The sequence below is a fragment of the Mesorhizobium mediterraneum genome (assembly GCF_002284565.1).
GTDB classification, from domain to species: Bacteria; Pseudomonadota; Alphaproteobacteria; order Rhizobiales; family Rhizobiaceae; genus Mesorhizobium; species Mesorhizobium mediterraneum.
Window position 1 is genome coordinate 25,845 of sequence record NZ_NPKI01000044.1, and the last position, 15,046, is coordinate 40,890.

12 protein-coding genes and 1 pseudogene are annotated in these 15,046 nt (G+C 57.2%); 9 read left to right on the forward strand and 4 right to left on the reverse strand.

What is annotated here, in order from left to right; translation table 11 throughout:
- The first annotated feature begins 396 nt into the window (after positions 1-396).
- Positions 397-1,797, forward strand: a complete 1,401-nt coding sequence (locus CIT25_RS30270) for an ISKra4 family transposase (protein ID WP_095488818.1) — start codon at positions 397-399, stop codon at positions 1,795-1,797.
- Between the two features lie 474 nt (positions 1,798-2,271).
- Here the strand turns inward: CIT25_RS30270 and CIT25_RS30280 are convergent, their stop codons facing one another.
- The 3 genes and pseudogenes from CIT25_RS30280 to CIT25_RS30285 form a co-directional block, all read right to left on the reverse strand.
- Positions 2,272-2,883, reverse strand: coding sequence for a DeoR/GlpR family DNA-binding transcription regulator (locus CIT25_RS30280; RefSeq protein WP_245330066.1), 612 nt, complete (start codon positions 2,881-2,883; stop codon positions 2,272-2,274).
- An 18-nt stretch (positions 2,884-2,901) separates the two neighbouring features.
- Positions 2,902-3,132 (reverse strand): annotated as a pseudogene (locus CIT25_RS38635) (DeoR family transcriptional regulator); the annotation flags it as partial.
- 128 nt (positions 3,133-3,260) lie between these two features.
- Positions 3,261-5,081 carry an aminotransferase class I/II-fold pyridoxal phosphate-dependent enzyme gene (locus CIT25_RS30285; RefSeq protein ID WP_245330067.1) on the reverse strand — a complete coding sequence of 607 codons (1,821 nt, stop codon included), beginning with the start codon at positions 5,079-5,081 and terminating at the stop codon, positions 3,261-3,263.
- A 175-nt stretch (positions 5,082-5,256) separates the two neighbouring features.
- Between CIT25_RS30285 and CIT25_RS30290 the strand changes: the two genes are divergently transcribed.
- From CIT25_RS30290 to CIT25_RS30300, 3 genes are all read left to right on the forward strand, one after another.
- Positions 5,257-6,075 (forward strand): phosphocholine cytidylyltransferase family protein, encoded by an 819-nt coding sequence (locus CIT25_RS30290; protein ID WP_158302692.1) that lies wholly within the window; start codon positions 5,257-5,259, stop codon positions 6,073-6,075.
- A complete protein-coding gene (locus CIT25_RS30295; protein ID WP_158302693.1) occupies positions 6,072-6,710 on the forward strand; it encodes a CDP-alcohol phosphatidyltransferase family protein in 639 nt (212 codons plus the stop codon). The genes CIT25_RS30290 and CIT25_RS30295 overlap by 4 nt, the downstream gene beginning before the upstream one ends.
- A 102-nt stretch (positions 6,711-6,812) precedes the next feature.
- Positions 6,813-7,883, forward strand: a complete 1,071-nt coding sequence (locus CIT25_RS30300; RefSeq protein ID WP_095488801.1) for a GHMP family kinase ATP-binding protein — start codon at positions 6,813-6,815, stop codon at positions 7,881-7,883.
- A 558-nt stretch (positions 7,884-8,441) separates the two neighbouring features.
- On the opposite strand, the gene CIT25_RS30305 is transcribed toward CIT25_RS30300, so the two are convergent.
- Entirely contained in the window at positions 8,442-9,305 is an 864-nt protein-coding gene (locus tag CIT25_RS30305) for a DeoR/GlpR family DNA-binding transcription regulator (RefSeq protein ID WP_095488802.1), read from the reverse strand.
- 295 nt (positions 9,306-9,600) lie between these two features.
- On the opposite strand from CIT25_RS30305, the gene CIT25_RS30310 reads away from it, so the two are divergent.
- Genes CIT25_RS30310 through CIT25_RS30330 form a run of 5 tightly spaced genes read left to right on the forward strand, consistent with a single transcriptional unit; the run spans position 9,601 to position 15,037 of the window.
- Positions 9,601-10,521, forward strand: coding sequence for an ABC transporter permease (locus tag CIT25_RS30310; RefSeq protein WP_095488803.1), 921 nt, complete (start codon positions 9,601-9,603; stop codon positions 10,519-10,521).
- Positions 10,518-11,432 (forward strand): ABC transporter permease, encoded by a 915-nt coding sequence (locus CIT25_RS30315; RefSeq protein ID WP_095488804.1) that lies wholly within the window; start codon positions 10,518-10,520, stop codon positions 11,430-11,432. Before CIT25_RS30310 ends, CIT25_RS30315 begins: the two co-directional genes overlap by 4 nt.
- Positions 11,433-11,487: 55 nt before the next feature.
- Positions 11,488-13,011 (forward strand): ABC transporter substrate-binding protein, encoded by a 1,524-nt coding sequence (locus CIT25_RS30320; RefSeq protein ID WP_245330068.1) that lies wholly within the window; start codon positions 11,488-11,490, stop codon positions 13,009-13,011.
- Positions 13,008-14,018, forward strand: coding sequence for an ABC transporter ATP-binding protein (locus tag CIT25_RS30325; protein ID WP_095488806.1), 1,011 nt, complete (start codon positions 13,008-13,010; stop codon positions 14,016-14,018). The genes CIT25_RS30320 and CIT25_RS30325 overlap by 4 nt, the downstream gene beginning before the upstream one ends.
- Complete coding sequence (locus CIT25_RS30330) at positions 14,015-15,037, forward strand: ABC transporter ATP-binding protein (protein ID WP_095488807.1); 1,023 nt, start codon at positions 14,015-14,017, stop codon at positions 15,035-15,037. The genes CIT25_RS30325 and CIT25_RS30330 overlap by 4 nt, the downstream gene beginning before the upstream one ends.
- Positions 15,038-15,046: the final 9 nt, after the last annotated feature.

Below are 15,046 nucleotides of genomic sequence, written 5' to 3' on the forward strand. Positions count from 1 at the left end.
GCCAGTTCCCGGCGGATCGGTATGCACCCCGGTTTCGAGCAGGGTCTGGAGCAACAGACCTGTCGTTCCGCCGGCGTCATAAGCATGGTTGATGACGGTCAAGTTCCTCCTCGACCCTCCGCCGTTCCGGCGGCGATCACCGGCCAGGCCTGTGCAGGCGCGTTTGATGACCGCCGTGCTTTGCAGGTAGTCGATCCCTTCCTGGATCAGGATTGTTGCGATGGCGTTTGCGGCCCGCTTTATCGAGGTCATGTCGGGTTACCGGACGATTTTCGGATTGCTAACTGATGGTCTTTATCAGCGTTTCCGGCAGGCCGCAGAGGAGAAACGGGCGTCACGGGCGCAATCAGTTTTTCCACTCCGGTCATTCTGGAAAACTCGATGCGGGAAGACGACATGCGGGCGCGGCTAGTATTGCAGATGATAGATGACGATGGCGAAAGAATCGCGACCGAGACGGTCGCCGATCTGGTGAAGGTGACGAAAGGGGCCGAGGATCTCGGTCTGTCGTTGTCGGAGGCGAAAAGCCTTCTTGCGAAATTGCAGCAGGCGATGGTGGAGACGCAGGTGGAACTTTGGCTGAGCGAAAACCGCGAGCTTGATGGGCGTCGCCTGCGCAGCAAGGGAAGCTATCCCGTCACCTTTCATACGCTATTCGGCGACGTGCGCCTGAAAAGCCCGCGCTATTTCCTGCCGCGAACGGACGGCGCGAGCAGCCCTGCAACGGTCTCGCCGTTGCGGACACTGATCCCAGACCACATCGCGCCCGAACGCCTCTATCTGGAAACCCGGTGGGCCTCGCTCGTGCCCTATGCCGCCGCGGCCGAGTTGCTGGCCGACGTGCTGCCGATCGATTGCGGCGCCAACGCCACAACAGTCCGGCAGCATGCGCTGCGCACCGCTCGCCGCATCGAGCGGGAGTTGACGGAAGAGCGGGTATCCTTCATGCAGGATGCCTGCCCGCGCGACTGGATGAACCTGCCTGTTCCCGATGGCCGCATCGTCATCGGCCTGGATGGCGGCTACATCCGCGACCGTGACGACCGGAAGAAGAATTTCGAGCTGATCGTCGGCCGCTCGCTGCCTGAAGTCGGCGCTCCGCGCTACATAGGTTTCGTCCACGGCTATGATCGCAGGCCGCAACGGCGCATTCTCGACCATCTCAAGAAGCAGGGCGTCCAAGCCAATCAGGATATCACCTTCATCACCGACGGTGGGGAAGAAGTCCGCTCGCTCGCCGAGATGATCGCCCCGGCGAGCGAGCATGTCCTCGACTGGTTCCATATCACCATGCGCATCACGGTCCTTCGCCAGTTCGCTCAAGGGCTCGAAAACCACGACGAACAGGCCGGACAGGACCTGCTTGAAACCCTGCGCAGGATCAAATGGCATCTCTGGCATGGTAACGTCTATCGTGCCCGTGACGAAATCGCCGGCCTGCGATTCCACGCGGAAGGTTTCGAAACAGGCTATCCGAACATGCGCAAGTTCCTGACCGCTATCGGGGAGTTCCAGACCTACATCGCCTCCAACAGTGCCAGCCTGATCAATTACGGCGAACGCTACCGGTCCGGAGAACGCATCTCCTCGGCCTTCGTCGAGGCCACCGTTAACGCCGTCATCTCCAAGCGGTTCGCCAAGAAACAGCAGATGCAGTGGAGCAGGATCGGCGCACATCTTTTGCTGCAAACCCGCACGCAGACCCTCGACGGCTCCCTGCGCTCGACCTTCCGGCAATGGTATCGCGGCATGGCGAACGACAATCACGAGAACGGCGAAATGGTCCGCGCCGCTTGACCGCCCCACAAATCCTTATGCTCCCCTTCTCCGCCATACGCAATCTCTTCGTCCCCTCCCGCTCAAACAGGTCCGCCACGCAGATCCGAACTCACCGCCTCAATGCCATGGCAGAATGGAAGGCCGCGGCGTTGCAGATTGCCTGAAAACAGCTGTGGGCTTCCGCGCGTCCACGCTTCAAACAATGTGACAGCGCCGCGGCTGATCGATCAGCCAAGGGCGAAACGTCTTGCTCATCACTCAAAGAATCACGCCGCAATCGGCCTGTCTACCCGCATCGCATCGCCTTCTGCCCCTCAGCCCCAATACGTAGACAGGCTCCTAGCAGTCCCTACATCAGAAAACATATTCGTCGCTTCGGAAAATACGGTCTCGACATGAATGACATGCCCAACCCGTTAGTTCCACGCGATCTCCCGTTCGAAATTCCCTTATGACCAGTCCTTACATGTATCCTCAACCCACCCCAGTTTCTCATTTCGCCCGACAAGGCGGGCCGTTCAGGCTATCGGGATGTACAAGCCGAACGCCGGCGAGTTGAAGGCCATTCTTCACGACTTCCGAAGGCTCACGGTCTGTAACAAGCACATCAATTTCCGGGAGAGGAACGCTTGCGAAAGGAGCGGAGGCTTCGAATTTCGCATGGTCAATTGCAACCACATATCTTCGGGAGTGCCTCGCGATTAAACGATGTAAAAGAGATTCCGATTCGAGACGGTCTAACAGGCCCAAGTCAGCATCTAAAGCGTCTGCGTCGATATAAGCCACGTCAAAGTTGAACCTCCTTACCGTCTCCAAGACATGGTTGCCGGTTAGGAGTTCGTGTCCACCATGAACTTGCCCTCCAGTCAGAACAACACTGTGAACTCCGGAACGCTTTAAGGTCACTGCAACATTGGTTCCGTTTGTGACAAATATTGCGGAATCCCGGTCTGACATCCGCTTTGCCAATGCAAGCATCGTAGAACCGCCGCCGATAAATATCGTCTGTCCTTCTGCATGGACGCTGAGCTGCAAGATTTGCTCGGGGATGACCTCTTTAACTGGCGTTAATAGCGCCATCCGCTGCTGGTAAGATTGTACCAAAATCTCCTGGCAGAGCACTGCGCCTCCATGAACCCGACGCAACGCCCCTTTCTGTTCAAGTAGCCTCAGGTCACGTCGAATTGTCTCTGGAGACACTGCGAAGATTCTAGATAGATCATCGACGTGCAGTTCCGCCGTCTCCGCCAACAACTCTACGATACGGCGGTGCCGAGTCGCACTCAACTCTGTCGGCGCGCGCGTGAGATGGTCTATCGCAGCCGTATTAGTATTGTGTTGCGGGCGACGCACAGGCTAAACTCCTCTGCGGCAACGCGTAGCCGTCACAGAATATGACATCTGTACCTTCCTTTCACTTTCACGAAATACTCGATCGGCACCGAGCTTCCTCGTTCCAAAAAAAGAAAATGGCACAAGCATCAAGATGATGCTGCCTGCCGAGAACCAAATTCGTCGTTGATCTGACGGAGAGCCGACACAAGATAGCTGTTGTCCTCATCCGTGCGTGCCGTCAGGCGCAAATATCGATCGCCATCTCTCATGGATTGATATCCGCAATGCCTGACCAACACCCCGTGTTGGGTCGCAAGCACTTCAGCAGCGTGTTTCGCGCCAGTCCACGCGTCCGGGATTCGGCAAAAGAGATAGTTTGCCTGGGACGGGAGCACCTTAAAACCTGGAATAGCGCTTAACATACGAGAGAAGGACGCAATGCCTGCTCGGGTGTGTCGAAGGCTCGCCTTCCACTCGTCGCGAAATTCCGGCAGAAGCCAAAGGAGATATTCAGCAATGCCGTTTATATTCCAAAGCGGAAGGTGCCGTCGAACTTCATGGACGAGCTGGTTGTCTGCGGACGCGAGATAGCCGAGCCGGGCGCCACCCAATCCAAAAATCTTGCCGAGGCTTTTTAGAATGATGGTGTTGGGATATTCGCTCAGGAAGCCCTCGAGCGAATTTTCCTTGCCGGCGTCTGAAAACTCGATGAAGGACTCGTCGATCACAAGCCGGCATTTTGCCGTGGCAAGGGACGACGCCAACCTCCTGAGGTCCTCTACCGACACGAGACGCCCTGTCGGATTGTTTGGGTTGACGACAACCGCAACTGACGCTTCCCTCGCCTTAGCAAAGCGTCCGAACTCATCCACGTCGAGGTCAAAATTGTCGGCCGGAAGCTTGAAGGAAATGACTTTATTCGGTGCCAACGCATTTTGATATTCAACGAATGTTGGCGTTGGGATAACGACTCTAGGCTTGAGGTGGCCGTACAGGGCCTTGATCAGCTCGCTCGTGCCGTTGCCGATGGCAAGATACTCAGCTGGAAGGTCAGCCATCGCCGCTACACGGGAGGCAATTTCTCGGTGACCCGAAGGATAAAGATGAAGGAGTTCCGGCAAGCGTTCACTAAGCCGATCAAACAGTGCGGCGGGAGGAAAATGGCAGTTGCAGAGCAAGATGTGCTCGCGCACCGGATATCGCCAATAACCCCCATGTAGGCGTTCAACGGTCGCGAACTGATCGGTATCGGAGCTGAACGCGAAATTGGCCGCCTCAAGGTCAACGGCATCGTTCACCGTCATCACGCGCTGTGGTTCGGCATGCATGACGTGGATCTGACGCGCGTGAATCCCTAATGCGACTTCAAAGAATTCGAGATCGTCGTTCAAGCGATGCTGCCGGTTTCGAGCAATCGAGCGAAGAAGCGCAGGCTCGAACTTATAAAGGCCTACGGGGGCCAAATCTTCGGAAGCGTTTTTCTGGGTTACCGAGCATTTGGGGAGGGTTGCTTTTACGCGCATTTCCTTGTCCGCTAGAATGCGTAGCGATCGCTTGGCGTGTGATTTGTCGACGACGACAGCATTGTGGTCTGACGATCGCAACAGGCGCTCGATTAATGAGAAGTCGATGACCAGATTCTCAGTGAACACCAAAACGTCGCCATCAGCGTCGGCAATTTCCTCTGCCGTTGCTGCGTCAACGAGGCGCCCGGCGTTTGGCGTAGGCAAAACGCGGAAGCAGAGTTCCATCCCATTCAGGTCGCCGCCAAAGTCGCTGCCCACGTCGCCCATACTTTTCAGGGCCAGGACAATCGTCTTCTGCACGCCAGCGAGCGCCAATTGAGATAGTAGGCGTCTCAGAACAGACGTGCCACTGACGAAGCCCAGGGCTACTGAGAAGCGATCATTCCAGGTTGAAATCATCTGCCGCGGGTCGGTAACAACGATCGCCAAGCTCTGGACCATTCCCATCTCCCTCAACGATAAACACCCCAAGACTACGCGGGGCTCCACGCTCCATCTACTACCAGATCAGATAGTTGCTTACGCCGCATTCAAGTCGGATCCTAGCGATACGCGTCGAGCGGGGCTCGAGGTGTATTGAGGTGTATTAATGACAATACAACGTCCTAGCCGACCCATGACACGCTCGGCGGTGGTGCTGGCAGCTGGTCTCGGAAGACGGCTTGGCGAACTTACTCGTTCCATTCCAAAAGCACTCCTCCCGGTGAATGGAATACCTATACTGGTCAATACCCTCCGGTGCCTGGCTGACGCCGGCGTCACCGACGTCACCATTGTGATCGGCCATCTTGGCGAGATGATAAAACAGCAGATCGGAAAGACGTTCTACTCCTTGCACATACGTTACGTCGACGCGCCGCTTTTCGAGTCTACAAACAATTTAGTCTCACTTTGGAACGCTCGCGCACTGCTTGACCGGCCGTCGTTTATCCTGGATGGAGACGTTTTCTTCGACAAAGATGTCATCTTTAAGTGCTTGAACAGCCCGCACCCGAACATCGTCGCAGTGGACAGGTATATTCCGGGCATGACTGGAACGGTTGTGATCAGCGACGCCAGTCAGCGGATCACCCAAATCAAACTGATCCGCGGGGATGAATGCGCGGCAGCTCCGAAACCACCGTTTCAGAAGACCTTGAGCATCCAGAGGTTCTCGAGCGATTTTCTTCAAGGGCATCTCCTCTCGTCGATGAGCGAAGCGATCGATCGGGGAGACTTATCCATGTTTTACGAAGAAGCTTTGAGGGATCTCATCGCCAAAACTGCGGATGACGTCCATGCTGTCGCTTGCCATGGATCGCGCTGGATCGAAATTGATGACTTGCAGGACTACGGACGGGCTCAGGTCTACTTTTCCACCTTCGCGGCAACCCACCAGGCAACCGGTCCCGAGGACTCTGACAGTGGCAGGAAGAAAAAAGGAGCCGGAACGTGAGAATTACATCCTTAGAAGAACGACCACGCAGCATGGTGGCTGCTTTGATGGATCTCCCGAATATTATTACCCTGTTTGGGCTTTGCATGTCCGTCATCGCAATAATAAGTACGATCAAAGGAAAGTATGAGCTGTCGCTGATCTTCGCGCTATTTGCAGTCGCATCAGATTGGGTCGATGGTTGGGTTGCCACATGGATGCGCTCCCGGGCGCCCCATATGAATGAAATCGGCGCGAATCTGGACTCGTTTGCAGATCTCGTCAGCAGCGCGATTTACCCCATGGTTGTCGTCGTTTGTGTTTCGCCCGACTCGGTCCTGAACTATGTCGCAGCGATGTTCATTGCTTGCACGGGGATCCTCCGCCTGAGCTTTTTCAACGTATATGGCGCCACACCCGACGGGAAAGTTTTGGGGTTGCCTATTGCTCATAATGTACTTGCCATGGCTGCGGTTGTCGCGCTCGCAAGCTGGCTGCAAATGCAGGCGATTTGGTCAAAGGTGGCCGCGCTATATGTCCTTTTCGCCGTGGCGAATGTTTCTCCATTTTATTTCCCGCGAGAGAGCCCGAAGATAGTACCGGCTGTATTGCTCTATATCGCGGCAATGTGCTTTTTGTTATGGGAGCTAACATGAGGCCGCCTGCCTGAAGAACGTTATACGTAGCTTTACAACTGCTAATTTGCGCCCTCGCTAAATCGCAAAAAAGAGTGCGAACTCGCTTTCGCAGCAAGGCATTTGTTTAGCATCTTGCTGCCAGTCAATCAGCACGGCGATCTCATCGTCGCCTGCAACGCGGTATGTGCTTTTGAGGTGGTTCGCCAAATGCCAGAGGATACACATATTCTCTCAACGAAAGATCGGCCAAATCAGTTGCCCCAAGTTGCATCCTCCAGTAACTGCCGCGGACGCACAAGAGCCACGACGCATCAACAACATGTCGCACTTGGTTTTGCGCCGGGCCATCATGGCGAAGTGCTACAAGGGGCCTTCAAGGATCAATTTGGTCGGCTCCATCGCGGACTCGTTACGATGCCTCATCCGCACCTCCAAGCCGTTGCTTGGGCTGCCGAGACGGCCGCGCCACATTTCTCGGTCGATCCGCCAGGAAAACTAAAGGTTCTCGCGGCGATACGGCGGCTGTCGGTATTAAATCCCGAAAGGATCCGACCCTGTACTGTCCGGCTTAAAAGCAACATAGTGGATGGGTTCGGGATGGGCGCGTCGACAGCTGACGTGCTTGCTGCGCTCCGCGCCGTCGCTAAGTTGTTTGGCCTCAGGTTGAACGCTTCGCAGTATTTCCGCATCGCAGTCGAGGCAGAAAATGCAAGTGATGGTACGATGTTCAGTCCCCGTACTCCGCTTGTCGCTCATCGAGAGGGCCATGTCCTTGAGATGTTTCCTAGAAAACTGCCTGAATTAGGACTTATAAGCTTCAACAGCGACCCGAACGCTCCGGTTTTTACCACCCGAATCAAACCGGCTCGCTACTCCCCGTCAGAGATCGAGCACTTCGGGTATCTTCGCTTGCTTTTGGCCAAGGCGATCGCTGAGGCGCGCCTTGAACTGATCGGCCAGGTGGCCAGCCAAAGCGCTAAAATGAACCAGGCCCATCTGCCACAGCCGCGCTTCGAGGATGTGTTATTGCTGAGCCGCTCTGCGGTCGGCCTTCAGGTGGCACATAGCGGACGGATGATTGGAATCCTGCTACCGCCGGATCTTCCAGATACAGATCGGAAAGTGGTCTCCGTCATGGGTGGCCTTCGCGAAATCGGAGTAGTGCCGACATTTTTCCCAAGAATGAATTAGTACCAAATCGCAAGATTTCGGAGCTTCGCAGATATCAGGGAAGGCCCCTGTAATCACGCGTTGGCCGTCCAGCAGGCCGCAAAGTTGAAGTTCTCGCCTTTACCGAGAGGAAGACGCCGCGGCAAATTTCGTGCATGTGTGCATACCCATCGCTGTGGGGGCGCAAAATGCACCTTCGGCAGGCGATCCTATAGCCGAAAGTCAGGCGACGCTTCCTTGCCAGAAAAGGCCCATCCCGAGGGGCGATTACAGTATGGGTTGTCGTTGGGCTAGCTAATTTTCAGCCTGGACCGGCTGCGGGTGCATTCCCATTGAGGAGATCGTCCGACCCGCTCGTTGAAGCGCACCACCCAGCAGCGGACGTCTGCACGGTCGCAGTGAAGTGAGTTCCTCGGCGCGGAGCCATCATGATACGTCGCAGCCAGTGAAAGTATCGAGACGGAAATCACGCGCGTTGGTATGACCGGTTGGTCATGCGGTCATGCCTGTAAGGCGGTCGGGGGTAGCCGACGACCAACGGGTTGCTTTTGGATGAGACTGTGCGGGTGGCGCGATCACTCAATACTTTCTTCTATTGTGATCGAGGGGCCACACAGCGCGGACGCCGGCTTTTTCGAACGTGCGCTGGTACTCTGGGGCCGGAGCCGCATCGGTGACAACCATCTCAACTGCACCGAGCGGGAGAGCAGCGTAGCTGGCCGATCTGCCGAACTTTGTGTGGTCGGCAACAACTACATATCGGCGTGAGTGCTGCGCAAGAGCCTTGTGCAGGTGAGCCTCCGGTTCCTCATATTCCAGGAACCCGAGCTTCGCATCAATGGCATTCGTGCCCGTCACCACCAAATCAAACAGACGTCTCGTGACAGCGTTCAACGTGTCATATCCCGCTAGCAGTTCGTATTCGCCGAGCAGCCGGCCCCCTGTCAAAACCACGTCATGCTCTCCTGTTGCCGCGAGTGTATAGGCGACATCAATCGTGTTGGTGACAAAACGCATTCGTGGGCCCCGCGCCAGCATTCGCGCCAAAGGCAAAGTTGTGGAGCCTCCTCCAACGAATACAAGCTGGTCTTCACGGAGATCGAGATAGTCGAGACAGGATCGGGCGATCCGTTCCTTTTCCTCCCGGAGTGACTCCATCCGAGTCGAATAGGGCAGCTCCTCGTTCGGCCGGAGGAGTACGGCACCGCCGTGTACCCGTTTGAGCTTGCCCGTTTCTTCAAGCCCCCTGAGGTCGCGGCGGATCGTTTCGACCGAAACCTGCAGTTCGCTCGACAGGGTGCCTACCTGTATCTCCTGACGTGCTGCAAGAAGGTCGAGAATCTGCCGCTGCCGACTTGCCGCAAGGATTGTGCCTGCCGGCTCACCGGATCCCGGTGCTGGCGTCTCATTCGCAATAGGATTCTGCGGTTCAAAATTGGTCATGCCTATTCTCTCCGTTCGCGAGAAGCATCAGTAAACATATCAATCGACCTTGTCACGCGCATGACCGAATGTGCCCGGTATGATCCACGAATTTGCGGCGATATCCGAATCGCCACTCGTATTTGTCAAAAAACGGTAACAAAACCACACTATCGTGCAGGGGCGGTCAACGAGAGATGTTTTGAATGACGTTGCAAGCATGGACGACGGAGCGCCTGCCTTACCGTCTGGGCCCATCTGCGCGGGCGTGCGGCACGCCAGGCGGCGTAGAGCCCCTTGGACAGTGGAAGCAAACATGACCTTCGTGCTCCAACGCAGCATTCGTGCCGCATTGACGCTTTGGATCGTCGTGACGGTCGTATTTACCGCCACCCGAATGAGTGGCGATCCCACCTACCATATCTTGCCGCCCAACACCCCCGAGGTGAAGCGCGAAGTGCTGCGGCATCAACTTGGGCTCGACCGGCCACTTGTGACGCAATATGTCGATTATCTATCCGGTCTTGCGGATGGGGACTTCGGTCATAGCTTCTTCAGTGGCCGCATGGTCACCGAGATGTATCTCGAGCGGTTGCCGGCCACACTCAATCTCGCATTGCCTTCACTGCTGCTGGCCATTCTCATCGGGCTTCCCATTGGCACAATCGCTGCGGTCAAGCCCAACAGTCCTGTGGATCGAGGGCTGATGGCACTGACCTTCGTAGGCCAAGCGGTGCCCAATTTTGTGTTGGGAATTGTGTTCATCCTGCTCTTTAGCCTGACGCTGCGGTTGCTGCCGAGCGGGGGCACCGGCAGCTGGCCGCACTACATCCTGCCAGTTCTGACGTTGGGGATTGCGAGTATTGCCAGCATCTCGCGGCTAACGCGTAGCAGTCTTCTCGATGTCCTCGGTCAAGACTACATCCGCTTCGTTCGCGCCAAGGGGCTGCCGCCTTCCAAGGTGATCATCAAGCACGCTCTGCGCAATGCATTGCTGCCGGTGTTGACAGTCATCGGTCTGCAAGTCGGCACGCTCATTGGGGGTGCGGTCGTGGTGGAGGTGGTGTTTGCGTGGCCAGGGGCCGGCCGGCTGCTGGTCGCGGCCGTGATGCAGCGCGACTTTCCCATGTTGCAGTTCGGGGTCTTGGCCGTCGCGGCGACGGTGATTATCGCCAACGTTTTTGTCGATGTCGGGTGCGGCCTCCTTGATCCAAGAATCCAGGCGAGGGCGTCATGAGCGTGCACGGCCAACTCGTCCCTGAAGGCAGTCGCTTGATAGCTCTCTCCAAGCGCATGCAATCGCTCTTGCAATGGAATCACTTCCGGCGGATGCCCGCGCTCATCCGGATGGCGGCGGTCACGATTGTAATGCTCTGTCTCGTCGCCGTTCTTGCGCCGCTATTGGCCCCTTACGGATCCGGAGACCAAGACCTCTTGGTGCGACTCCAGCCCCCGGTGTTTCTAGGCGGCGCATGGTCGCATCCTTTGGGCACGGACCATCTCGGCCGCGACGTATTGTCGAGACTGCTCTTTGCGCTGCGTACGACGCTGATCATTGCCTCCCTAGGCGTTATCGTCGGAGTGGTGACCGGGGGTCTGGCTGGTCTGGCCAGTGGCTTGGCCGGCCGCCGCATCGACAACATGTTCATGCTCCTGGTCGACGCCCAGGCGTCTGTGCCGCTCACGCTTCTTGCGCTGGCAGCAGTAGCGTTGACCGGATCAAGTCCGCTGGTGCTTATCCTTATTGTGGGCATCTCCGAATACGACAAATATGCCCGGGTCGTAAGATCCCAAGTCTTGGTCATTAAAAGCCGAACCTTTGTCGAGTCCGCCCGCGCACTCGGAGCGTCGCCGCTGAGAGTGGCGTTTCGGCACGTGCTACCCGGCTTGGTTTCGCCGCTCACGGTGCTCGCAACGATTAATTTCAGCTCCGTGGTCATTCTGGAATCGGCGCTGTCCTTTCTCGGCGTCGGCATTCAGCCGCCGAACACTTCGCTCGGCGCCATGCTCGGAGAAGCCCGAAATTATCTGATTTCCAACTGGTGTCTGGCAGCGATCCCGACCGCTTTCATCGTGATGATAACGATGGCCGTCTCGCTGCTTGGTGACTGGTTGCGCGACCTGTTCGACCGAAGGCTCAGTTCCTGAACAAGAGCGATCGGGGCACTCCCGAAACTATCAACCCCAACCCAAGGAAACGATGATGTTACGACCAATCCGCTTTGCAATGCTAGCTGCCGGCATGTGCCTTGCCAGCGTCCAATTTGCAGTCGCTGAAGATCTCATAGTCGGCATGCAGGAGGTGAGGCCGCTGTTTGACCCGGCAATTGAAACCGGCAACACCGGCATACCGCTCAGCAATGCTATATTCGACACTCTCATTCGCCGCGATTTCCAAGCTGATGGTAAAGGTACCGGTGGAGAGCTGGTGCCGGCCTTGGCGGAGAGCTGGCGCCGTGTTGATGATCATACGCTGGAAGTGAAGCTCAGAGCAGGCTCCACGTTCCACAATGGCGACCCGCTGACCAGCAAGGACGTAAAGTTTACTTTCGATCGCATCCTGGATCCGAAGTCTCAGTACGGCCGATCCCAGTTCCAGTATGAGAACATCGCCCGCGTAGAAACACCCGACGACTTGACGGTTCGCATCGTCACAAAGAAACCCGATCCGACAATCGAAATGATGCTGACGTTTCCCGCAAGCAGCATCGTCCCGAAGGACTACTTCGAGAAGGTCGGCTTTGATGCCTTCGGACAGAAGCCGATAGGCGCCGGTCCCTACCGGTTTGTTCAGTCCATCGACGACGACCGCGTCATTCTGGAAGCCTTTCCCCAATACTGGCAAGGCAAGCCGCCAGCGGACAAGCTGGTATTCCGCGAGATACCCGATTTGTCAGCGCGTATCACGGCGCTGGCTAACGGCGAAGTCGGCATAATCAACAATGTAACCCCGGATCAGATTCCGGCGATTGAGACCCTGGGCTGCTGCGACGTTCGCAGCGTAATGGCGAACAGCCAGGTGCTCAACTACCGGACATCCAATCCGGTGATGGCCGATAAGCGGTTCCGTCAGGGTCTCAACCTGGCGATCGATCGTGAACTGCTTTCAAAGGCACTTTGGAATGGCAAGGCTGAGGTGCTGCATAGCCATCAGTATGCCGAATGGGGCGACCTGTACAACGCCGAACGCCCCAAGTTCGCATACGATCCGGAGCGTGCCCGAGAGCTTATTGCGCAATCCGGTTACAAAGGCGAAGAGATCGATTTCATCACAAGCCCCGTCTATTACACCAACGGCCTAGCCGCGGCCGAAGCGATTGTCTCGATGTGGCAGAAGATCGGTGTGAATGCAAAGGTACAAGTCAACGAGAACTTCTACGAAATCTCCAACGACGATCCCGGCATCGAGGTTCGCAACCTGTCCGACTGGGCTGATCTGCCCGATCCAAATGTCACGATTATGTGGAGCTGGACAACCACGGCGCTTTGGGACGGCAATGAGGCGTTTCAGGAGCTTGGCCGTAAGGCGGCCACGACGCTCGACAAAAAGGAGCGGTTTTCTCTCTACCAGAAGGTGCTGGACAATTTTGAGGACCAAGCACCTGGAACCGTCCTTTATCGCGTGCCGGACTTTTATGGGGTGCGCCATGACATAAAGTGGCAGCCCTACACCAACTACGTAATGGATTTCCGGCCGGGCAATTTCGCGGTCGGGGCAGGGCAATGAACGACAGGCGTGATGCCATTCTACGGGTGGAGGAACTGCACACGCAGTTCCTTACCTCCCATGGACCGGTGCACGCTGTAAACGGGGTCTCGTTCGAAATCCGACCGGGCGAGACACTCGGCCTGCTTGGTGAGTCCGGTTCAGGCAAATCAACGATCGGTTTGTCGATGCTGCGCCTGTTGCCGCCCGGCCGCGGCCGGATTTCGGGCGGGCGCGTCTTGTTCGGCGGCGAAGACCTGGTCACAGCGAGCGAAAAACGTATGCGACGGTTGCGTGGCAGGGACATTGCCATGATCTTCCAGGAGTCATTGAGCGCTCTCAACCCGGTCTACACAATCGGGGAACAGATCGCCGAGGTCATTCGACAGCACGAACGGCTGGACCGCCGCGCTGCGATGAAGCGGGCGGCCGAAATGCTGGAAATGGTCGGTATGCCCGACCCGGGCCGCCGTCTTGGAGAATATCCGCATGAACTCTCGGGCGGTATGCGCCAACGGGTGGTGATTGCAGCCGCCTTGGCGTGCCAACCGAAGCTCTTGATTGGCGATGAGCCAACGACCGCGCTCGACGTCACGGTGCAGGCGCAAATTCTAGATCTGATTGCCGACATTCAACATCGCACCGGCATGGCCGTTCTGTTCATCACGCACGATCTCGGCGTTGTGGCAGAAATCGCTCACCGCGCCATTGTCCTCTACGCTGGCCGTGTCGTGGAGGAGGCCGACACGCAAAGCCTTCTGGCGCGGCCACGCATGCCGTACACCCAAGGCCTGCTGCGCTCTTTACCGCAGTTTGCGAAGGGCCATCGGCTTGCGGCAATCCCGGGCGCTGTTCCCAATCCTCGCTCGCTGCCCACTGGTTGCGCGTTCCACCCTCGCTGCCAGGAAGCGAAGGCGGATTGTGCTCAGACGTTGCCGGCGTTGACAGAGGCCGGCGATGGCCGCCGCGTCCGCTGCCTGCACTGGCACAATATTGCTCAGGATATGGATCTACGGGTGCGCGCGTGAACGTTCTTCGCACCAATCAACTGGCAGCCTCTGAAGCGACAACCCCTTTGCCGCCTCTGCTCGAAGTAGCGAATCTTCAAAAGAGCTTCCCCGTCCGCCACGGACTGTTGGGGCGCCCGACGGCAACACTGAAGGCAGTGGCCGGCGTGTCGCTTCAGGTCTTTCCAGGCGAAATCGTCGGGCTGGTGGGTGAATCAGGTTCGGGCAAAACGACCACCGGCCGCTGTTTGTTGAGGCTGGTTGAATCCTCTGCCGGCAGCATCAAATTTGACGGCGTTGACCTGATGGGTCTTTCAGCGCGTGAGCTTCGCCGGTTTCGCAGGCGCATGCAGATTATTTTCCAAGACCCGTATGACAGCCTAAATGAGCGCATGACCATCGGCGATCTCGTCGGCGAGGCCCTTACGATCCATGGTTTGGCGGTTGGGGCGGTCCGGCGCGACCGAATTTTCGAGCTCTTGCAGCAGGTCGGACTGGGAAGCGAGTTCGCCGATCGGTACCCTCACACACTTAGCGGAGGCCAGCGGCAACGTGTCGGCATCGCGCGCGCTCTAGCCGCAGGCCCGCAGTTCCTCGTCGCCGATGAGCCCGTCTCCGCCTTGGATCTATCGGTCCAGGCACAGATCCTCAATCTGCTGCTGGACATTCGGGATCGGCTCAACGTCGGTATGCTCTTCATTTCGCACGACCTGTCTGTGGTCCGCTTCATCGCCGACCGCGTGCTGGTGATGTATCTCGGAAAGATCGTAGAAAGCGCGCCGGCAGCCGCCCTGTATGAAAGAGCGGCACATCCATACACGCAGGCGCTCTTGTCGGCCGCCCCGTTTGTTGGTGAGGGACAGCCCCGGCAACGCATTCGATTGCTTGGCGATCTGCCGAGCCCAGTTGATCCGCCGACCGGCTGTGTCTTTCGTACCCGGTGTCCGTCAGCCACCGCCGAATGTTCCGCCAATGAGCCCCCAATGCGTCCTGTCGGCCCCAATCACTTCGCGGCCTGCATTCACCTGACCGCGTCCTGACACGGACCG